Annotated in this window: 18 protein-coding genes; 12 read left to right on the top strand and 6 right to left on the bottom strand. The window is 71.5% G+C overall.

The genetic code is table 11. From position 1 onward, the window contains the following. Nucleotides 1–17 precede the first annotated feature (17 nt). From AB0I59_RS22835 to AB0I59_RS22820, 4 genes are all read left to right on the top strand, one after another. Nucleotides 18–1,178 carry an allantoate amidohydrolase gene (locus AB0I59_RS22835; RefSeq protein WP_358135830.1) on the top strand — a complete coding sequence of 387 codons (1,161 nt, stop codon included), beginning with the start codon at nt 18–20 and terminating at the stop codon, nt 1,176–1,178. Then, a complete protein-coding gene (locus AB0I59_RS22830) occupies nt 1,175–2,494 on the top strand; it encodes a formimidoylglutamate deiminase (protein WP_358135793.1) in 1,320 nt (439 codons plus the stop codon). The genes AB0I59_RS22835 and AB0I59_RS22830 overlap by 4 nt, the downstream gene beginning before the upstream one ends. Continuing rightward, nucleotides 2,494–3,657, top strand: a complete 1,164-nt coding sequence (hutI, locus tag AB0I59_RS22825; RefSeq protein ID WP_358135791.1) for an imidazolonepropionase — start codon at nt 2,494–2,496, stop codon at nt 3,655–3,657. Before AB0I59_RS22830 ends, hutI begins: the two co-directional genes overlap by 1 nt. A 114-nt stretch (nt 3,658–3,771) precedes the next feature. Further along, nucleotides 3,772–4,761: an endonuclease/exonuclease/phosphatase family protein gene (locus AB0I59_RS22820; RefSeq protein WP_358135787.1), complete on the top strand. Its 990-nt coding sequence runs from the start codon at nt 3,772–3,774 to the stop codon at nt 4,759–4,761. A gap of 91 nt (nt 4,762–4,852) precedes the next feature. Here the strand turns inward: AB0I59_RS22820 and AB0I59_RS22815 are convergent, their stop codons facing one another. Both AB0I59_RS22815 and AB0I59_RS22810 read right to left on the bottom strand, forming a co-directional pair. Then, nucleotides 4,853–5,305: a hypothetical protein gene (locus AB0I59_RS22815; RefSeq protein WP_358135784.1), complete on the bottom strand. Its 453-nt coding sequence runs from the start codon at nt 5,303–5,305 to the stop codon at nt 4,853–4,855. Continuing rightward, complete coding sequence (locus tag AB0I59_RS22810; RefSeq protein ID WP_061254132.1) at nt 5,302–5,775, bottom strand: hypothetical protein; 474 nt, start codon at nt 5,773–5,775, stop codon at nt 5,302–5,304. Before AB0I59_RS22810 ends, AB0I59_RS22815 begins: the two co-directional genes overlap by 4 nt. A 43-nt stretch (nt 5,776–5,818) precedes the next feature. Between AB0I59_RS22810 and AB0I59_RS22805 the strand changes: the two genes are divergently transcribed. The 3 genes from AB0I59_RS22805 (at nt 5,819) to AB0I59_RS22795 (ending at nt 8,634) form a co-directional block, all read left to right on the top strand. Then, complete coding sequence (locus AB0I59_RS22805; RefSeq protein WP_061253814.1) at nt 5,819–6,793, top strand: helix-turn-helix transcriptional regulator; 975 nt, start codon at nt 5,819–5,821, stop codon at nt 6,791–6,793. Between the two features lie 262 nt (nt 6,794–7,055). Beyond that, nucleotides 7,056–7,421 carry a hypothetical protein gene (locus AB0I59_RS22800; RefSeq protein WP_358135780.1) on the top strand — a complete coding sequence of 122 codons (366 nt, stop codon included), beginning with the start codon at nt 7,056–7,058 and terminating at the stop codon, nt 7,419–7,421. Between the two features lie 10 nt (nt 7,422–7,431). Next, nucleotides 7,432–8,634: an MFS transporter gene (locus AB0I59_RS22795; RefSeq protein ID WP_061253813.1), complete on the top strand. Its 1,203-nt coding sequence runs from the start codon at nt 7,432–7,434 to the stop codon at nt 8,632–8,634. Between the two features lie 79 nt (nt 8,635–8,713). Here AB0I59_RS22795 and AB0I59_RS22790 read toward each other — a convergent pair whose 3' ends face one another. Beyond that, a complete protein-coding gene (locus AB0I59_RS22790; protein ID WP_358135777.1) occupies nt 8,714–9,592 on the bottom strand; it encodes an SCO6745 family protein in 879 nt (292 codons plus the stop codon). 38 nt (nt 9,593–9,630) lie between these two features. Here AB0I59_RS22790 and AB0I59_RS22785 point away from each other — a divergent pair, with 38 nt between their 5' ends. The 4 genes from AB0I59_RS22785 to AB0I59_RS22770 all read left to right on the top strand — a co-directional run bounded on the left by AB0I59_RS22785 (nt 9,631) and on the right by AB0I59_RS22770 (nt 16,869). Continuing rightward, a complete protein-coding gene (locus tag AB0I59_RS22785) occupies nt 9,631–10,299 on the top strand; it encodes a CGNR zinc finger domain-containing protein (protein WP_358135776.1) in 669 nt (222 codons plus the stop codon). A gap of 136 nt (nt 10,300–10,435) precedes the next feature. Next, nucleotides 10,436–12,508 (top strand): WD40 repeat domain-containing protein, encoded by a 2,073-nt coding sequence (locus AB0I59_RS22780; RefSeq protein WP_358135773.1) that lies wholly within the window; start codon nt 10,436–10,438, stop codon nt 12,506–12,508. 85 nt (nt 12,509–12,593) lie between these two features. Continuing rightward, nucleotides 12,594–15,659, top strand: coding sequence for an AfsR/SARP family transcriptional regulator (locus tag AB0I59_RS22775; protein WP_358135770.1), 3,066 nt, complete (start codon nt 12,594–12,596; stop codon nt 15,657–15,659). 52 nt (nt 15,660–15,711) lie between these two features. Beyond that, entirely contained in the window at nt 15,712–16,869 is a 1,158-nt protein-coding gene (locus AB0I59_RS22770; RefSeq protein WP_358135767.1) for an FAD-dependent monooxygenase, read from the top strand. A gap of 109 nt (nt 16,870–16,978) precedes the next feature. Here AB0I59_RS22770 and AB0I59_RS22765 read toward each other — a convergent pair whose 3' ends face one another. Both AB0I59_RS22765 and AB0I59_RS22760 read right to left on the bottom strand, forming a co-directional pair. Beyond that, nucleotides 16,979–17,251: an ATP-binding protein gene (locus AB0I59_RS22765; protein ID WP_435831041.1), complete on the bottom strand. Its 273-nt coding sequence runs from the start codon at nt 17,249–17,251 to the stop codon at nt 16,979–16,981. Between the two features lie 13 nt (nt 17,252–17,264). Further along, nucleotides 17,265–17,828: an ArsR/SmtB family transcription factor gene (locus AB0I59_RS22760; RefSeq protein ID WP_061253807.1), complete on the bottom strand. Its 564-nt coding sequence runs from the start codon at nt 17,826–17,828 to the stop codon at nt 17,265–17,267. Between the two features lie 79 nt (nt 17,829–17,907). On the opposite strand from AB0I59_RS22760, the gene AB0I59_RS22755 reads away from it, so the two are divergent. Further along, nucleotides 17,908–19,332: an alpha/beta hydrolase family protein gene (locus AB0I59_RS22755; RefSeq protein ID WP_358135763.1), complete on the top strand. Its 1,425-nt coding sequence runs from the start codon at nt 17,908–17,910 to the stop codon at nt 19,330–19,332. On the opposite strand, the gene AB0I59_RS22750 is transcribed toward AB0I59_RS22755, so the two are convergent. Next, entirely contained in the window at nt 19,292–20,521 is a 1,230-nt protein-coding gene (locus tag AB0I59_RS22750; RefSeq protein ID WP_061253805.1) for an MFS transporter, read from the bottom strand. The genes AB0I59_RS22755 and AB0I59_RS22750 overlap by 41 nt on opposite strands. Nucleotides 20,522–20,577 lie beyond the last annotated feature (56 nt).

Raw genomic sequence — 20,577 nt, 5'->3', positions numbered from 1 at the left:
AGGACGACTTCCGCCTGATGTGGCGTGAGCTCCTGCCGGTGGGCCGTCACGGCACGACGGGCGGCTACCGCCGTCACGCGTGGACGGCCGCCGACGCCGACTGCCGCGCATGGTTCGAGGAGCAGGCGCGGCGGCGCGGCCTGACCTACGAGGTCGACCGGAACGGCAACCAGTGGGCCTGGTGGGGTGACCCGGCGGCGGGTGGCGCCGTCGTCACCGGCTCCCACCTGGACTCGGTGCCCGACGGCGGGGCGTACGACGGGCCGCTCGGTGTCATCTCGGCCTTCGCGGCGCTGGACGCGCTGAGGGCGCGCGGGGTGACGGGCGGACGGCCGCTCGCGATCGGCAACTTCAGCGACGAGGAGGGCGCCAGGTTCGGCGTGGCCTGCGTCGGGTCGCGGCTCATGACCGGTGTCCTCGACCCCGGCCAGGCGCGGGAACTCAAGGATGACCACGGCGTCACCCTCGGCACCGCCATGGAGCGCGCGGGACACGACCCCGACGCGATCGGCCGCGACGACGATCGGCTGGCCAGGGTCGCCGCCTTCGTCGAGCTCCACGTCGAGCAGGGCAGGAACCTGGGCGACGCCCAGGTCGGGGTGGCGTCGTCGATCTGGCCGCACGGCCGCTGGCGGTTCGACTTCCAGGGCCAGGCCAACCACGCGGGGACCACCCGCCTGGAGGATCGCCACGACCCGATGCTCGCCTTCGCGGCCGCGGTTCTCAAGGCGCGCGGGCAGGCGGAGCGCGCCGGGGCCCTCGCCACGTTCGGCAAGGTCTCCGTCGAGCCCAACGGCACCAACGCCATCCCCTCCCGGGTCACCGCGTGGCTCGACTCCCGCGCCCCGGACGCCGCCACGCTCGACATGCTGGTGAAAGAGATCACTCACGAGTCGCGGGCGACGGTGACCCGAGAGTCCTACACACCGCTCGTCGAGTTCGATGGGCGGCTCAGGGACCACCTGGTCGGGCTGCTCGGGGGAGTGCCGGTTCTTCCCACCGGTGCCGGGCACGACGCGGGCATCCTCGCCTCCGCCCTCCCCACGGCCATGCTTTTCGTGCGCAACCCGACCGGGGCGTCGCACTGCCCGGACGAGCACGCCGAGGAGGCCGACTGCCTCGCCGGGGTCGCCGCGCTGGCGCACGTCCTCGAAGACCTGCTGCGGGAGGCCGCGTGAACGGCCGTTTCTGGGCCAGGCACGCCTGGACGGGCGCGCTGGAACACGACGTCCTCATCGAGGTCACCGGCGGGCGGATCACCGCGCTCCGGCCGTCCGCCGCCCCCGGCGACGCGGTCGTCCTGGACGGCCTGGTCCTTCCCGGGCTCGCCAACGGCCACTCCCACGCGTTCCACCGGGCGTTGCGCGGGGCCACCCAGGCCGGCAGCGGCACGTTCTGGACCTGGCGGGAGACGATGTACCGCGTGGCGGCCGCCCTCACGCCGGACCGGTACCTCCAGCTCGCGCGAGCCGTCTACGCCGAGATGGCGCTGGCGGGGATCACCTGCGTCGGCGAGTTCCACTACCTCCATCACGCTCCCGGGGGCGTGGCCTACGGCGACCCCAACGCGATGGGTGAGGCGCTGATCGAGGCGGCGGAGCAGGCCGGCATCAGGATCACCCTGCTCGACGCGTGCTACCTGTCGTCCGGCTTCGGCCTCCCGCCCGACGAGACCCAGCTCAGGTTCAGCGACGGCTCCGCGGACGCCTGGGCCGAGCGGGTCTCCGCACTCAAGGACCGGGACCACGCCCGCGTCGGCGCGGCGGTGCACTCCGTCCGCGCGGTGCCCGCCGCCGGCCTCGGCGTCGTCGCCCGGTGGGCCGAGGAGAGGCGGGCGCCGATCCACGCGCACGTGTCGGAGCAGCCCGCCGAGAACGAGGCGTGCCTTGAGGCGTACGGTGTGACGCCGACCCGCCTCCTCGCCGACCACGGGGTGCTGGGCCCGCGTGCCACGGCCGTGCACGCCACCCACCTCACGCCCGAGGACATCGCGCTGCTCGGCGGCTCGGCGACCACGGTGTGCATGTGCCCCACCACCGAGCGGGATCTCGCCGACGGGATCGGGCCCGCACGCGACGTCCAGGAGGCGGGGTCGCCGCTGTCGCTCGGCAGTGACAGCCAGGCCGTCATCGACCTGTTCGAGGAGGCCCGCGCGATGGAGCTGAACGAACGGCTGCGCACCCGCCGCCGGGGGCACTGGACGGCCGCCGCCCTGCTGCGGGCGGCCACCGCCGACGGCCACGCGTCGCTCGGCTGGCCGGACGCCGGCCGGATAGAGGTCGGCGCGTTCGCGGATCTCGTCACCGTCTCCCTCGACTCCGTCCGCACCGCCGGTCCTTCGCACGGTCTGGAGACCGCGGTCTTCGCCGCCACCGCCGCCGATGTCACCGACGTCGTCGCCGGAGGCCGCGTGATCGTACGGCACGGCGTGCACAGGCTCGTGCCGGACGTGCCGGGCGAGCTTCGCGCGGCCGTCGCCGGGGCGGTGGCGTGATGGGCTCCCTGCTGATCACCGGAATCGGGAGCCTGGTCACCAACGACCCCTCGCTCGGGAACGGCCCCCTCGGCATCGTCACGGACGCCGCCGTCGTGGTCTCGGGCGAGGAGGTGGTCTGGGTCGGACCGGCGTCGCGTGCTCCGGCCGCCGACGACGCGTACGACGCCGGCGGCCGGGCCGTGATCCCCGGCTTCGTCGACTCGCACGCCCACCTCGTCTTCGCGGGCGACCGGACCGCCGAGTTCGACGCGCGCATGTCCGGCCTGCCGTACACGGCGGGCGGGATCCGCACGACGGTGGCGGCCACCCGGGCGGCGAGCGACGCGGAGCTGTCGGCGGGCGTGGCCCGTCTGATGGCCGAGGCGCTGCGCCAGGGCACCACCGTCATGGAGTGCAAGTCCGGCTACGGGCTCACCGTCGAGGACGAGGCGCGTTCCCTCAGGATCGCCGCCGCGCACACCGACGAGGTGACCTACCTGGGCGCGCACGTCGTCCCAGCCGAGTACACGGCCGACGCGTACGTGGAGCTGGTGACCGGGGCGATGCTCGACGCCTGCGCGCCGTACGCCCGCTGGGTGGACGTCTTCTGCGAGCGGGGGGCGTTCGACGGCGACCAGGCGCGGGCCGTGCTGGAGAGCGGTGTCAAGCGCGGCCTGGTTCCCCGGATCCACGCGAACCAGCTCGGCCACGGGCCGGGGGTGCGGCTCGCCGTCGAGCTGGGCGCCGCCTCCGCGGACCACTGCACGCATCTGACGGACGCCGACGTGGCCGCCCTCGCCTCCGGGACCACCGTCGCCACGCTGCTGCCGGGGGCCGAGTTCTCCACCAGGGCGCCCTACCCGGATGCTCGACGGCTGCTCGACGCGGGGGTGACGGTGGCGTTGTCCACTGACTGCAACCCGGGTTCGAGCTTCACCACAAGCATGCCGTTCTGCGTCGCGGTGGCGGTGCGGGAGATGGGGATGACACCCGATGAGGCGGTGTGGTCCGCCACACTCGGCGGCGCGCGAGCCCTGCGCCGCACCGACGTGGGGCGGATCACGGAGGGTGCGCGGGCCGACCTGGTCCTTCTGGACGCGCCTTCACACGTCCACCTCGCCTACCGCCCCGGTGTCCCTCTGGTCTCCGCGGTCTGGCGGCGCGGCAGGCAGGTGGTCTGAGCGGCCTGCCGAACGGCGGTGGCCTGCGAGAGATGGGCGGCGTGGGCGTACGGCAGGAGCGTGCCGCGACGGGAATCGATCACGATGGAGGGAGTCGCGAGGCAGGGGAGGACCGTGACCGCTGAGGGGCGACGTCGTCGCATCGGCCGACGGCGCGTGGGCGCGGACGGGCAAGGCGGCACGCCATGGACCCGTGGGCGGGTCCTCACGTCGGGTTCCGTCCTGGTCGCCGGACTTCTGGTCTTCCACGCCGCCGTGCCGAACACCGTGGGCAATCTCGGGAGCCTTGTGGAGACGTTCCTTCCCTGGCTCGGCCTGGCCGTTCCCGTGCTGCTCTGCCTGGCGATGCTGCGCCGCTCGGCCATCGCGGCGGCGGCCGCGGTGCTGCCCGCAGCGGCCTGGATCGCCCTCCTCGGTGGGCTTGTGCCGTCCGCGGACCGGGGAACGTCACATGATCTGACCGTGCTCCAGCACAACGTCAGTGACGAGAATCCCGATCCCGCGGGTACCGCGCGCGCCCTGACCCAGGCCGGAGCCGACCTCGTCGCTCTCGAGGAACTGACGCCCGCCGCCCTGCCCGTCTACGAGGCCGCTCTCGCGGCCGACCATCCCTACCGTGCCGTCGTGGGGACCGTCGGGCTCTGGTCGAGGTATCCCCTTGTCGACGCCCGGCCGGTGGACATCAGGCCGGATGGCATCGAAGGCGACTGGAGCCGCGGGTTGCGGTCCACCGTACGCGCGCCGTCCGGTGACCTGGCCGTGTACGTCGCCCACCTGCCCTCGGTCCGCGTTCGACTGGACGGTTTCAGCTCCGGCCGGAGGGACGCGAGCGCCGTCGCGTTGGGGCGGGCCATCGCGGCGGAGAAGCTGGACACGGTCATCCTGCTGGGCGATCTCAACAGCACCCTCGATGACCGCGGCCTGGCCCCGGTCACCTCGCGCATGATCCCGGCGGAAGAAGGCTTCGGGTTCAGCTGGCCCGCGGCCTTCCCCCTCGCTCGGATCGACCATGTCATGGCGCGCGCGGCGACGCCCACCTCCACCTGGACCCTGCCGGCCACCGGCAGCGACCATCTGCCGGTCGCGGCCCGCATCAGGCTCTGACCGGCGGAATCGGAGGCCGCCGCGAGTGTCCGCGCGCTGTCGCCGCCGACGTTCTCGCTGATCACGTCACGGCTCCCGGCCTGTGGTGCGGTCAGGAGACGCGGGTGGATTCCATGATCCAGTTGGTCTCCCAGGACTGCTCGCCGTCGTAGGAGAACGCCTGCTCCCACCGGCATGAATCCCCCGTGATCTCGGACCAGGTGAACCGTACCCGGATCGGGCGGCCGTCGTCGGTGTCGTCGGCGTAGAACGTGCCGACCCCGTCGACGAACCGGCCGACGACCGGAACGGGGTCGAGGCCGCGCATGCTGTTGATCCAGTGGAGGGACCACTCGTCCCGCTCGGCGTTGTACAGGCGAATCGTCGCGCCGTCGAAGTCCTTGGTCGGGAAGGCGATCTCGTCGAAGTTGCCCGCGCCGCCGAACACGCTGTGCGAGACGGACTTTCCGGGAAACTCCTCCCATTCGGTGCAGCCGACACCTCGCTTCAGGAGCCTGCGGTTGGCCACGTCCCAGGTGCCGATGTAGAAGTCGAAGTCGTTCACAGGCCAACCGGTCCTTCCGAGCGCGAGTCAGCGAGATATCCGTCGAGGTCAGGGGTGTTCGGGACGAACATGTGGCGAACCCAGGCGGCTCGCTCGTACTCCAGCGCGGGCAACTCCCACACACATCCGGCCCACCGCCGCGTCTCGGGCACGAAGTGCGAGGGGTCCTCGTCGGGGCAGCCGACGGCGGGTTGACCGGCGGCGGCCGTGTGCACCTCGACCACGTTGTCCCAGGCCCAGGTGTACGCGAGCAGGTAGGCGCCGGTGTCCGCACCCCTGTGGAGGACGATCCAGCCGGCCGGGGAGTCGTCGGCGGGCATGGGCACGAGGCGCGGCAGGAACTCGTAGGCGGCCTTCTCGACCTCGGGCTCGATCTCGTGGCCGGGCAGGTCGACGTGGTAACGCTTGTAGGGGCGGCCGCCGACGACCACGGGGTCGAGCGGCCGCATGTTCTTCTCGATGAATGCCATGAACGGACCGTATGGCGCGTCCACTGACACGTATTGTCAGCGGATGCGAGCTTCTCGGCTGCTGTCGATCCTCCTGCTGCTCCAGTCGCGCGGCCGCCTGACGGCCCGGCAACTCGCGGACGACCTTGAGGTCAGCGTCCGTACGATCTATCGCGACGTCGAGTCGCTGCACACCGCCGGCATCCCCTTGTACGGCGATGCCGGACACCAGGGTGGCTACCGGCTTCTCGACGGGTTCCGCACCAAACTGACCGGACTGACGGCTCAGGAGGCCGAGGCGCTGTTCCTGGCCGGACTGCCGGGACCGGCCGCCGAACTCGGCCTCGGCGCGCTGGCGGCGGCCGCCGAGCTCAAGATCGAGGCCGCCCTCCCGCCCGCTCTGCGTGAGGGGGCCCGGCGCGTACGGGAGCACTTCCACCTCGACGCGCCCGGCTGGTATCACGACGGCGATCGGGCACCCCACCTCCCCGAGGTGGCCGAGGCCGTCTGGAACAAGCGCGTCCTTCACGTGCTCTATCGACGGTGGGCCGCGCCGTCCGAGGTCGAGAGAACGCTGGAGCCGTACGGGCTGGTCCTGAAGGGTGGGAAGTGGTACCTCGTGGCCCGATGCGAGGGCGCGATGCGGACCTACCGGGTCAACCAGATCCTCGACCTGCGGGTGACGGACGAGACGTTCGAGCGTCCGGACGGCTTCGACCTGGTCGGATACTGGCGCGAGCATCTGGTGGACTTCCGGTCGCGGCTGTTCCAGGGCCACGCGGTGATCCGCCTGTCACCGGAAGGGCGGGAACGGCTCCGCGACCTGATGAGCTCGGCCGTGATCAGTGCCGTGGATGAGACGGCCGGCGTGCTCGACGATCGGGGCTGGAGCACGGCCACGGTGCCGATCGAGTCGCTGACGCACGCGCAGACGGAGTTCCTCAAGCTCGGGGCCGAGGTCGAGGTCCTGGAGCCCGCCGAGCTCCGGCGGAAGCTGGCCGAAACCGCGAAAGCCCTGGCCGCTCTCTACGCGCCCTGACATGCCGTCCCCGCCGCGGACGCGTGGCTCCCCGACGACCGGTTCATCTCCCGCTGCCCGGCGCTCTCGTCAAGCATCGTGCACACGCTGCCGCTTCCACTCCCGACTGATCCAGCGAGTGGCGGAGACGATATGGGGGCATTCGCGCGGAAATGCTCCCCGTGCCGTGTCCACTCCCGGCATAACGCATGATCTGTGACGGTAGGCTCGGCTGCGATCACCTCTCCGCGAAGATCACCCGAAGGGCCGAGGTCGGTACGCCGTGAAGCTGTCCACGGGTAGCCCGGACATGAGCTCTCGATTCGATCTCTCGGAAGCCGAGTCGGATTTCTTCGCGAAACATCTGAGTTACGACCGATGTTATGCGGTGACTCATCTGACCCACTGGCTGGTGACCGCACTGTGTGGGGATTCGGACCGCAATGCGCTCGTGCGGGAATTCGCCGAGGGTGGGAATCCCGAAAACCTTCCGGAGCCGGCCTCGGCGATCATCAGACGTCACGCGCCGATCGCCGTCGTCATGAACAGGTTTTATCGAAAGCTGCAGACGGAAAGCCGAACGACCTTGTATCCGGTCGATGAGATCAAAAAAGTCTGGCCCGCGGCAGAAGGCGACCGACGGCGGTGAGGATCGCGTGATGAGCTACCTGAGTCTGCTGCGCGGTCCCTACGTGACCCGGTTGCTGGTGGGAACACTGGTCGGGCGCCTACCCAGCGCCATGGCGGCCCTGGCGATCCCGTTGGTGCTCAGACAGTCAGGCGCGACCTACGGACTCATCGGTCTGGTGGTCGGCGCCTTCGCCATCGCCGCGGCAGTGGGAGGCCCACTGCTCGGCCGTCTGGTGGACAGGGCGGGCCAGGTTCCCGTCCTCGTGCCGTCCGCCGCCGTGGCCGGTGCCGGCCTGATCGCCATCGCGGTCGCGCCCTCCGAACCGGCGATCGTCTTCGCGGGCGCGGTCCTCGCGGGCGCGGCGACCCCGCCGCTGGAACCCTGCCTACGAGCGCTGTGGCCGCATATCGTCGCCCCTGGTCGGCTGGAGTCGGCCTATGCCCTGGACTCGGCCTCGCAGGAACTGGTGTTTGTCGGCGGTCCGCTGATCGTGGCCGGCTGCGTGGCCGCCGGGTCGCCCATCGGCGCCCTGTGGGTCGGAGCGTTGTTGGGCGCCTTGGGAGTGCTCGTGGTGGTCACCGCGCCACCCACCCGGAGGTGGAGAGCGCCGGCCCGGTCCGCCGACTGGCTCGGCCCGCTGCGCAGCCGGGGTCTGGTCCTCCTGCTGGGGAGCCTCACCGGGGTCGGCGTGGCCATCGGCACACTCAACGTCCTCGTGGTCTCCTACGCGGAACAGCACCCGGTGCCGGGCGGGGCGCCCACCCTGCTGGCTCTGAACGCCGGGGGAGCCCTGATCGGAGGTCTGGGCTACGGAGCCGTGCGCTGGTCGTCCTCGCTTCCCCGGCGGACGCTGCTGCTGACCGTGGGCCTGGCGGGCGCGTACGCGCTGCTGTGTCTCGTGCCGTCCCCGCCGTACATGGCCGGCGTGATGATCGTCACCGGACTCTTCCTGGCACCCGTGCTGACGGCGACCTTCGTCCTGGTGGGAGAGCTCGCGCCGGCCGGAACCGTCACCGAGGCCTTCGCCTGGCTGGTCACTCTGATGACCGCCGGAATGGCGTTGGGATCGACCGCCGTGGGCACCGTCCTCGAACGCGCCTCAGAGTCCTGGGCGGCCTCCTGCGGGGTCGTGGGAGCTTCCGTGAGCGTCCTCGCGCTGCTGATCGGACAACGACGCCTCTCCGCGGAGAGCATCGGGCGTGCGGAGGCGCCGACGAGCGCCCCCGCGTGATCCAGAGCCCTCCGCCGCACGCATTCGCGCATCTCGGCGGCAGGGGAGCGCGTCTGCTCGCCGGACAGCCGTCACGGTCTCATTCGGGTGCCCGTACGCTGCCGATGCCCAGCGTGGTGACCGACGGCAACATCCCCGACTCGAACACCGCGCCGAGGACGGGCAGGTTGAGCCGGGCGAGCCGTTCCGCCGCCTCGACTCCGAGGGAGCGCCACGGCCCGGCGGCCAGCTCGTCGGTGGTCCGCTCGACCTGGTCGCGCAGCGCTCGGCCCGCCGGGGTGGCGACGCCGTCCGCGTCGACCAGGCCGCGGGTGGCCAGCCGGTCGTGGGCGGCCGCCCATTCCTCGGCGCTCCAGCCGCGTCCCTCGAAGTTGGCCGCAGGTGCGGCGCCGATCGCCGCGAACGAGACCAGCGCCTCGCACGCGTCCAGGCCGGCGGCCGCCAGAGCGGCCAGGTGCCCGTCGCCTCTGTGCTCGCGCAGCACGGTGTACGCCTGCCAGAGCGCGAGGTGCGGTTCCTCGGGCCAGGGCAGGTCGAGGTTGGCGGCGGCGAGGGGCCGGTGGGCGACCGCGGCGCTCTCGGCGGCCGCGACGGCGAGTTCCGCGGCTTCGGCGATCTCGGGGATGGAGATCCTGTCGCCGAGGAGGTCATGGAAGGTGCGGTCCATCGCGCGCAGCCGGGCCGGGAGCACCTGTTCGGGCGATGCCGTGTCCCAGATGCCCGGTACGTGCTCAGCGATCATCGTCGGGCTGAAGCTGTAGTAGATGGCGGCGACCAGCTTCGGCCCCGCGGCGCCGAGCGGTGCCGTACGCCAGGCGAAGTAGCTCGGCCAGCGCGACTCGACGTCGTAGCCGAGCTGCGCGGCCTCGTCGAACGCCGCGGGAGAGAAGTAGAGCGTCGCGTGTACCGGCTCGATCTGGTGCCACATCTGCCGGGCCAGCCTGGAGTATTCGGACATCGCTGTCTCCGTCATCACTGTCTAGATAGGATTTGATGGTGACTCTAGATCTTTGGCGCATCACTGGTCAACCCCAAGTAGACAGTTATGTCGGGGGCAGGATCGAGCTGGCCGCGCTGCTGGTGAACCGACTGGTCATCACCTCGGCTCATGGTCGCGAGGTGAGGCCGCCGACCTCGGGGGCTGATCGGCTGGCCGCGATCAACGCGGAGGCGGTCGCGACCGGCGGGGTTCCGCGCGCGCTCCCGAGCGCTCTCACCACCGAGGACGCCGATCGGCTGGCCGCGATCGCCGCCGAGTTGTGTCCGGCGTTCGGCATGGGCGACGCCGCGCTCGCCTCCGTCGTGGGCACGCTCAACGACATGCTGGTACGGCACGGCGCCGTGCCCAACCTGCACGGCGATCCGGACCACCCCTACAGGCTGGCCTTCCACCGGGCCGACGCGACGCGGGTGGACGCGTGGGCGGCCGACATGGGCACGGCGCTGGCCATGGTCATCGGCGTCGGTCAGGCCGCCCGGCTCGGCGTCTGCCAGGCGGACGGCTGCGACCTGGTCTTCCTCGACACCACACGCAACGCCTCGCGCCGGTTCTGCGACCTGTCCTGCCAGAACCGGGCCAAGGCCAGCGCCTACCGTGCCAGAGCCAGGCAGCAGACCGCCCGCCGATCAGCGCAGGGCGAGGAAGTGCGTCCCGACCCCGCTTGACGCCCTGACCCTACGCGGATGTCGCCACAGGCTCCCTGGCGTCCGCCGGTAACGATCCGGCCCTCTGATCACGAAGTTCGATCGTCGGCCGGATGCGGCTTATGCTCGACGAGCGATTTCAGGGACAGGGGGTCGGGTGTCTGTTCGACGACTGTCGTCCGTTCTCGCCGCGCTGCTGCTGATCGGGTCGGTGCCACTGGCCTCGGCCGGGCCGACCACAGTGCGCTGGCCTCGGGTGCCCACCGCGTGCCAGGAGACGTCACGCGGCGGTGTTCCCGCCTCGTTCGGATCGCCCGTCGCGATGGACATGGGCGGCCACGCCAACGTGACCTCGGTGGCCGTGGGTGAGCTCGACGGCCGGCCCGTGGCGGTCAGCGCGGGCGTCGAGCGCACCATCCGCGTCTGGGACCGGGCCACCCTGAAACCGATCGGAGACCCGATCCCCGGGAACGGCCCGGTGGCGTACGGCAGCGTGAACGGCAGATCGGTCATCCTCGGCCAGGGCCACAGGTCGCTCCGCATGTGGGACGCGACCACCCACCGGCTCATCGGCGGACCACTCCCCACCGGGCGGATCGTCTCCATCGCGTTCGGGGAGTTCGACGGCAGGCCGATCGCCGCCACGGCGGGCATTGACGGCGCCCACGTGTTCGACCTGGCGACCGGCCGTGAATTCGGGCCGCCCATCATCGGTGGCTCCGGCTTCAGCGCCGTCGCGCTGACCCGCGTCGGGGGTGTCCTGGTGGTGCTGACCGGAACGACCGACAATGTGACCGTCTGGAATCCGGTCTCGGGGAAACCCGTCGGGAAACCACTCGTCCTTGAGGACGAGTTCGTCCAGACGATCAGAACGATCAAGACGACCGTGATCGGCGGTCGTCCGGTAGCCCTGATCCCCACGCCCGACCTCGGGGTGATCAGCTGGGACCTGATCACGCGTCAGGCGACTCCCCATTCGATGAAGGGGACGTTCGACGCCCCCTCACTCGCCCGGCTGAACGGCCGGACCGTATTCGTCTCGGCCGAGCGCATCGAGGGCGCGGCCACCGACACTCGCGGGTCGAGGCTCAAAAGCGCGATCGCGGTCATCGATCCGGCCACCGGTGAGAGGCTGTCGTCCTTCGAGATCCCGGGACACGTCACATCGCTGACGGCCGGTGATCTCGGTGGTCGCCCCGTGATCGTGACCGGCGGCCGCGACAACGCCGTACGCGCGTACGATCTCGCCACCGGCCGGGAACTCGCGCCGCCGGCCGCCGGAGGGCCCAACGGCTTCGTCTACGCGCTGGGCGCCGACCTGTACGGCAGGCGGGTCCTGGTGGCCTGGGGGACCGACGACGACGGGACCCTCGGCGTGTGGGACCTCGGCGGCGGCAAACCGCTGGGCGCTCCGGCGAAGCTGCCCGGCCGCATCACCTCGTTCACGGTCGGCACCTATCGCGGGCGGGTGGTCCTGGTCGCGGGGATCGGCATCGGAGATCCGTCGATCCGGATGTTCGACATCGCCGCTCGCACGCCGATCGGGGAACCTCTCGTCGGCTACGACCACTTCGCCAGCGGGGTCGCGATCACCGAGGTGGACCGCCGAGTCCTCGTCGTCGGAGCGGGTGACGGGTTCGCCGGTCCGGTCGTCGTTCCTCCGGGGGCGGTACGCGTCTGGGACTTCGCTTCGGGAACACTGCTGCATGACCTCACCGTCAGGAAGGGCCCGGCAGGGCAGTTGGCCCTCATCCGCCTCGCGGGCCGGCCGGTCGCGGTGACCTTCAGCGCCGATCGCGCCCGGCTCTGGGACGTCGGCACGGGAAAACGGATGGCGTCGTTCCGCATCGCGAAGAGCGAGCACTCGGCCCCCGTGGAGATCGCCCGGTTCGACTGCACGACGGTGGCTCTCGTGGCCACGGGCAGGACCGTGGAGCTCTACGACCTCACCACGGGCGAGCAGATCGAGCGGCCGTTGCTCGGCCACTCCAAGCAGGTCGGCAACATCGCCTCAGGGCGGGTCGGCGGCGTCCCGATCGCGGTCACCTATTCACTGCAGGACAAGAGCATGAGGGTCTGGGATCTCACGACCAGTCGGCAGGTCGGCACGCTTGAGCGTCCGCCCGGACTCCTCGGCTCCCTTTCGATCGAATATCTCGGTGGTCGTGCCGTACTCGTCGGCGGGGGCGACGAGGCGCTGTGGACCTGGGATCTGGGCCCGGCCGCGTAGCCGGTCGTGACGGTGTCATCCCGTCGCCGGGCGTCGAAGGGCGCCGCTCGCCGTAAAGCACCACACATGGGCCAGAATCGCTCTCGTGCAGTTCGGCATCCTGGGACCGCTGGCGATCCGGACCGCCGAGGGGGAATCGATCTCCGTCGGCGGATTGCGGCCGCGCGCGCTCCTCGCGTTGCTCCTGCTCGACGCGGGTCGGCCGGTCGGCGTGGAGCGGCTGATCGACGGTCAGTACGGCGACGACCCTCCGGCGGGGGCGGCGGGCGCGATCCAGGCCCATGTGTCCCGGCTCCGCCGCAGCCTGCCCGCGGATCTGATCGAGTTCAACGGCGCCGGATACCGGCTCGCGGTCGACCCCGACGACGTGGACGTCCACCGGTTCGAACGGCTCTCCCGCGAGGGGCACCGGCTCCTGGCCGCGGGACACCACGAGCGAGCCGCGAGATCGCTCAGGGACGCGCTGGGGTTGTGGCGAGGTCCCGCGCTGGCGGACGTGGCCGACGCGCCCTTCGCGCCGCCGCAGGTGACCCGCCTGGAGGAGGTACGGCTGGCGGCGCGGGAAGACCTCGTCGAGGCCGAGCTCGCACTCCCCGAGGGCACCTCGACGGCCGAACTCCGGCAACTCGTGGCGGCCAACCCGTTGCGCGAACGGCTGCGCGGCCAGCTCATGCGGGCACTGCACGCCTCCGGACAGCAAGCGGCGGCGCTGGCCGTGTTCGACGAGGCCAGACGGCTGCTCGCGGACGAGCTCGGCGCCGATCCCTCGCCCGAGCTGGCGGCGCTCCACCTCGCGATCCTGCGTGGCGACGAGCCACGGGGACGGGCGACGGGCCGCCGACTCCCCGCGCAGCTCACCAGCTTCGTCGGGCGGGCGGCGGAGCTGGACAGGATCGACTCGCTCAGGGACTCCCGGCTGATCACCCTGACCGGTCCCGGCGGAACGGGCAAGACCAGGCTGGCGATCGAGGCGGCCCGCCGCCGGGGGCGGGACACCTGTTTCGTGGACCTGTCACCGCTCGACGACGGCGGCCAGGTCCCGCAGGCCGTACTGGGTGCGCTCGGCCTGCGCGAGACGGGCCTGCGGTCGTTGGACCTCGGCCGGAGTGATCCGACCGACCGGATCGCGGCCGCCCTGGCGGATCATGAGCTCCTGCTCATCCTGGACAACTGCGAACATGTGATCGCTCCGGCCGCCGTCCTCGTCCGCCGGCTGCTCGACGCCTGTCCCGGGCTGGCCGTACTGGCGACCAGCCGCGAGCCGCTCGGGCTCACCGGCGAGAGGCTCGTTCCGCTGGTGCCGCTGGCCGTGCCGCCGCCGGGCACGGACCTCGACGAGGCGGCCGGCTACCCCGCCGTACAGCTGTTCGCGGACCGTGCCGCCGCCGTACGGCCGGGCTTCGCGATGCGGCCCGAGGTCGTCGAGATCTGCGCGACGCTGGAGGGCCTGCCGCTGGCCATCGAACTGGCCGCGGCGAGAGTGCGGTCGTTCACGGCTCCGGAGATCGCCTCGCGCCTGAAAGAGCACGGCAGGTTCGCGCTGCTGTCGCGCGGCGACCGCACCGCGGCGGTCCGCCACCAGACCCTGTACGCGGTGGTGGAGTGGAGCTGGAGCCTGCTCAGCCCTGACGAGCGGGAGATGGCCAGGCGTTTCTCGGTGTTCTCGGGCGGGGCGTCGATCGAGGCGGTGGAGCGGGTCTGCGGACCCGGCGAGGTGCTGGCCGATCTGGTGGACAAGTCTCTCGTCGAGGCGAGCGGCGGACGCTACCGGATGTTCGACACGATCCGCCTGTTCTGCGCGGAACGGCTGGCGGAGGCCGGGGAGGAGGAGCGGCTGCGCGACGCGCACGCCGCGTACTTCCTCGACCTGGCGCAGCGCGCCGACCCGTGGTTGCGGCGGGCCGAGCAACTCGACTGGCTGGCCCGGCTCGCCGTGGAGCACAGCAATTTCGGGGCCGCGTTGCGCCATGCCGTACAGACGGATCCGGAGACGGCCCTGCGGCTGATCGCCGCCCTGTCCGCGTACTGGTGGCTGAGCGGCCGCCGCGGCCAGGCGGCCTCGTCCGCTCTCAGCCTGCTCGGGTCGCTGGGAACCGAGGCACCCGCGCGGATGGAGGAGGAGTACGTCCTCTGCGTGCTGCAGGCAGTACCGGATGCGTCTCCTGCGCAATGGGCGCGGGCCGAGGAGATCATGCGATCGCTGGACCGGGAGCTGCGGCACCCGTTCGCGGCGGTCATGTGGGGAATGGTCGCGGGGCCTCCGGCACGCGACTCGGCCAGGACGCGGCAGTTCGGCTCCGACCCGTGGAGCCGGGCGATGGTGTCGCTGGGGCGGGGGATGCTGAACCTGCTCGACGGCAGGGTGGCCGACGCCGAGCGGGAGCTGACGGATACGCTGGAGAGCTTCCGTGTGGTAGGTGAACGCTGGGGAACGGCGCAGGGGTTCGAGTGGCTGGGGACGATCGCCAGTTGGCGGGGTGACTGGGCGCGTGCCAGGTGGTTGTGGGGGCAGGCCCTGGATCTGCAGGAGCAGCTCGGCGCCCTGGACGAGATGGTGGACGTGCTCTGCCGCAGGGCGAGTGGGTTGCTGCGCGAGGGCGACTTCCCCGCGGCCGATGCCGACCTGCGGCGTGCCGCCGAACTGGAGCGCAGGACGGGCAGATCGCACCGGCCGGCCCTGATCGCGCTGGGCAGGGGCGAGCTGGCCCGCGTCCAAGGTGATCACAGCGAAGCCCGCGCCCACTACACGGAGGCGCTGAGCATCGTCAGCCCCGGCACCTATGTCGGCGAGAGTGTCAGGCTGCAGGTGCTCTCCGCGCTGGGACGGCTGGCCGAGGCCGAGGGAGACCTCGCGGAGGCCGGGCTCCGCCACGGCGAGGCGCTCGCACTCGCGCACGCGGTGCCGGCGGCGGACCTCGCCGACGTCGCCGAGGGGCAGGCGGGGCTGGCCCTGCTCGACGGCAGGGCGGAGCGAGCCGCGTTCCTGCTCGGGGTGGGGGTGGCGCTGCGCGGCATGGCCGTGGTCGGCGATCGTGACGTCGCCGGGGTCGCCGCGGGCGCGACGGAGGCCATCGGCGCCGAGAGGTTCGCGGCGGCGTTCGCCAGGGGCGCCGCGTTGGACCGGGACCGGGCGCTGACAGCCCTCTCCTGAGTGTCAGCCGGTTGTCGCCGGGCTGTCAGCGCTCCTGGCGAGGCTCTGGGACATGAAGAACGTACTGATCTCCGGCGCCAGCATCGGCGGCCCCGCCCTGGCCTACTGGCTCAACCGCTACGGGTTCGACGTGACCGTGGTCGAGAAGGCCCCGGCCCTGCGTCTTGGGGGCCAGGCCGTCGACTTCAAGGGCGAGACGCACCTCACGGTGCTGGAACGCATGGGAATCCTGGAGGACGTACGGCGGCTGCAGACCGGCGGGACCGACCAGGAGATCGTCGACGCGGACGGCCGCAGGCTGACGGTGATGCCCGGCGAGTTCACCGGCGGCGAGCTCGAGATCCAGCGCGGCGCCCTGTCCCGCCTGCTGTACGAGAGGACCCTCGCCGCCGGATGCGCGTACGTGTTCGGCGACTCCATCACCTCGCTCACCGAGACCGAGGGCGGCGTCCACGTCACGTTCGAGCGCGGTGCTCCGCGCACCTTCGATCTGGTCGTGGGCGCGGACGGGATCCACTCCAACGTCCGCCGCCTGGCCTTCGGCCCCGAATCCGACTATGTCCGCTACCTGGGCTATTACTACGCGTTGGCCGACATCTCGCAGGATTTCGGGAAGGTCGCCATGATGTACAACGAGCCTGGCAGGCTGGTCTCCACCGGGGGGCCCGCGGCCGCGGCGTTCTTCGCCTTCGCCTCGCCGCGGCTCGACTACGACCGGTACGACACCGAAGAGATGAAGCGGATCGTGATCGACGCCTATGCCGGGATGGGCTGGCGAACTCCCGACGTCATCGAGGCGGTGCGGCACGCGGGCGACTTCTATCTCGACTCGATCAGCCAGGTCAGGATCGATCACTACGCCAAGGGCCGCGTGGTGCTGCTCGGCGACTCCGCGTACGGCAACACGCTGGGCGGGTTCGGCACCGGGCTGGCCATGGTGGCCGCGTACGTGCTGGCGGGCGAGCTCGCGGCGGCCGATGGCGATCACCGCGTCGCCTTCCGGCGTTACGAGGAGGAGTTCCGCGGCTACGCCAAGATCGCCAAGAACGGCAACGCGGGTCCTTTCCTGGCTCCCCGTACGCGGCGCGGGATCTGGATGCGTAACTGGATCTTCAAGGCCGGCTTCCTGTTCAAGATCATGATGAGGATGACGGACAAGTTCGCCACCGACATCACGCTCAAGGACTACCCGTCCCTGGTGCGCCGCTGATCCCGATCACGAGCGGCCGGGTTCGGCGTCGCGGGCCGCGCCGCGGGGGTGCCGCCCCTGGCGTGCGCGGATCCGGACGATCGACCAAGCGGCACCCGGCCCGCGCGGGTTACGGCGAATGGTCGGTTCCGAGGCGTCCGGGGCGCAGGTCGGCGCGCAGGCGTGCGCCCTTCGCCCTTCGGTCCGGCTCGGTCACGACCAGGGTGCCGCCGTGGGCGCGGGCGATGTCCCTGGCGATGGCCAGCCCCAGGCCGGAGCCGCCCTCGTCCCGCGCGCGTGCCTCGTCGAGCCTGGTGAACCGGCCGAACACCGACTCGCGATGCTCGACGGGGATGCCGGGGCCGTCGTCGACGACCTCCGCGCTGCGATGGGCGGCTGTCAGCCCTCGTGGGCTGTCAGTCCTCGTCGGCGGGCAGGGCGAAGAGCCGGATATGGAGGGGGCGTGCGTCCGGCGGGGCGTCCTCCGCCCGATGGCTGTACTTCATCAACAGCGCGATGTAGGCGTCGAAGAACTCCTGGAACTCGGCCTTCGTCATCCGGCCGAGCCCGCGCGACCCCTTGGCCCAGTCGGGATCACGCCGGTACGCCTCCGGAAAGCGCTCGAACAGCACACGGTCCTCGTCCATGCCGATCCGGTGGAACTCGGCGAGCACGGGGCGGTCCTCGGGGGCGAGCTGGTCGGGCGTGGGCAGCCGCATGTCACGCGGACCATCGGCCTTGCGCCACCAGCGCTCCCTGCCGGTCGAGCGCTCAGGGATCTCCTCGATGAAGCCGTACTTCTCGAGTTGGCGCAGGTGATAGCTGGTCGTGCCCGTCTTGGCGCCGAGCAGCTCGCCGAGCGTCGTCGACGTGGCGGGACCGTGCACGTTGAGGTGGCGCAGCATGAGCCGCCGCATGGGGTGGGCCAGCGCCTTGAGACGCGCGGGGTCGTCGAGCAGGAACGACTCCTCATCCTTCATGACGAGCAGCCTAGTACCGCAGAACGATATCTGCAGATAACTGTTTGCCGAAACTTCTCTGCAGAATATTGTCGGCAGCATGAGACGAAGCCTCCTGGCGGTGGTCGCCGCCCTCTTCCTGCTCGCCACTCCCGCGGCAGCGGTGGCGGCCACCGAGCCTCCGCCCGCCGTACCGCCCGACCTGAAAGCGACGGAGGTGAGCTTCCGCGGCGAGGGAGGTCTCACCCTGCACGGCACGGTCCTCTCGCCCGCCTCGGCGAAGCCCGCCCGGCCCGGCATCGTCCTCGTCCACGGCGCGGGTACGGCCACGCCCCGTACGAAGCTGCTCAACGAGGCCGTCGGGTTCGCCCGCCAGGGGCTGTCCGTTCTGATCTACGACAAGCGGTCCGAGGGCTATTCGCTCTTCCAGCGGTCGTACTCGCAGCTCGCCGACGACGCGCTCGGCGGCGTGGCCGCGCTGCGGTCCCAGCCGGGCGTCGACCCGGCGAAGGTCGGGATCTGGGGGCTCAGCGAAGGCGGCTGGGTGGCGCCGATCGCGGCCTCCCGTTCGAAGGACATCGCCTTCGTCGTGCTCGTGGGCGCGAACAGCCTGCGACCGCTGCGCCAGCAGACCTGGGCCGTGGCGGCCGGGCTGCGCAAAGCCGGTGTTTCGGGCCCGCTCGTCGACCGGACCGAGCTCAACCTGTACCGGACCCTCGCCGACGGTGGCATGTTCCCCGAGCCGTACTACGACCCGGAGCCGACCATTGCCGCTGTGCACCAGCCGCTGCTCGGCATCTGGGGCGTCCACGATCTGCTGACTCCGCCCCGGGAGAGCCCGCCGGGTTTCGCCAAGGCTCTGGAGAAGGGCGGGAACCGGCACTACACGTTCCGCTTCTTCCCCGATGCCGACCACGCCGCGCACCTGACCCCTGACGGCGGCGTCACCCGGCTGCCCGAGCTCGCCCCCGGCTACGCCGAACTGGTCGGTTCCTGGGTCCGGGACGTGACGGCGGGCCGGCCGCCCGTCGCGCAGACGTCCGGACCCGCGCCCGTACAGGAGTCCCTGACCGTGCCGGTGGATCCGCCGGCACGGTGGGAGTCCGCGCCGGTGCAGCTCGCGGCTCTGGTGCTGCTCGTCGTCGCGTTCGCCGCCTATCCCCTGATCGCGCTGGTGCGTCGCCTGCGCGGCGGCTCGCGGGTGCCGGTGAGCAGGGCCGCACGACTCCTCAGCGCCGGAGGGCTCGCGACGGTGCTCGGGTCGTTCTCCTACCTGTTCTATCTGGTGATGACCGGCGGCAAGCTCGCCGCTCCCGGGCCCGTACTGGCCGGGCGCCCGCTGATCTGGCTCGCGTTGCAGGCTCTGGCGGTGGCTTCCGTGGTGGCCACCGTTCTCACCGCGCTGGCCTGGCGCCGCGACCGCGGCTCCGTGGCGCGAGGCGAGAGGGTACGGCTCGGCCTCCTGCTCACCGGCGGGCTGGTGTTCATCCCGTGGGCCCTCTACTGGGGCCTGCTGCTCCCGTGACAACCGGTCGGATCTCCGCGGCGCCGCTCATGCCCGGGGCGCGTACCTCGGGCAGGGCCAGAACGGTCAGGTTGACGGCCGCGACGAGCACCGCCGCCGTCAGGAGGGGGATCGTGGTTCCGGCCCAGGCGGCGATGGGGGCGGCCAGCGCCAGGCCGAGCGGCCGGGCGGCGAACGAGATCAACGCGTCGAACGATCCCACCCGGCCCAGCGCCTGTTGCGGGATCCGGCGCTGCATCGCGGTCTCCCAGAGCGGGATCAGCAGGCCGAGCCCGAGCATGGCGACGAAGTAGGCCGCCGCGACGACCGCCGTCGGAGCCGAGATCGCGAAGGCTGCGAGCGGGCACGCGTACAGGGAACCTCCGATCGCTGTGACGACCAGTGGTCGCCGGATGGGCAGCCTCGGGGCGAGAGGGATACCGAGCACCATCGCCACCGTCCCGGCCTGGACGATGATCACCCAGGCCGACTCGCCTCCCAGTGATCGGACCGCGATGATCGGTCCGAGCGTGAGGAGGAAGCCCGCGCCGAGATGCCAGACGCCGTGGCCGGCCAGGCTGGTCAGGAACCACCGATGCCGCCTGGCCTCCGCCCAGCCTTCGCGGAGATCGGCGAGGAAGTGTCTGCGCGTGACGACGCGGGGAGCCGTGACCAGCCCGCCCAGGGTCACGGCGGAGCCCGCGAAGAGAATGCCGGTGATCAGGAAGGACCACCCGGCTCCGGCCCACAGGGTCAGCCCTCCGGCGAGCGCGGGACCCGCCATCTGCATGAGCCCGTTGACGACTCCGATCCTGGCGTTGATCCGGAGCCGGTCCTCCGCGGGGACCACGCTCGTGACCAGAGGCGACACGGCGGGTACGCCGAAGGCCACGGCGACGCCGGTCAGCCCGGCCAGTCCGGCGAGTTCGCTGACGGACGGGTCGCCGAGCAGGAGCCTGATCCCGATCGCGAGCTGGGCGGCACATCGTGCCAGGTCGGCGGCCAGGATCACACGCCTGGGCGACAGCCGGTCGGCCAGTACGCCGCCGATCGGGAGCAGCAGGAGCATGGGCAGCATCTCGGCGGCGAGGACGACGCCGAGATCGACGGCCGAGCCGGTGCTCCTGATGACCGCCAGGGTCAGCCCGGTGGGGATGAGCGCGGTGGCGAGGGCGGCGACCGCTCGGCCGATGACGAGCCGGGTAATCATGCCCGTGAGACTATTTCGCCAGCGAAAAATTCGTCAACAAATTATTTGCTGGCGTA

Origin of the sequence: Microtetraspora glauca, from assembly GCF_040656155.1 — a bacterium.
In the GTDB taxonomy this organism is placed as follows: Bacteria; Actinomycetota; Actinomycetes; order Streptosporangiales; family Streptosporangiaceae; genus Microtetraspora; species Microtetraspora glauca.
The sequence above is the reverse complement of the archived record's forward strand: the minus strand, read 5'-3'. Positions and strand labels throughout refer to the sequence as shown.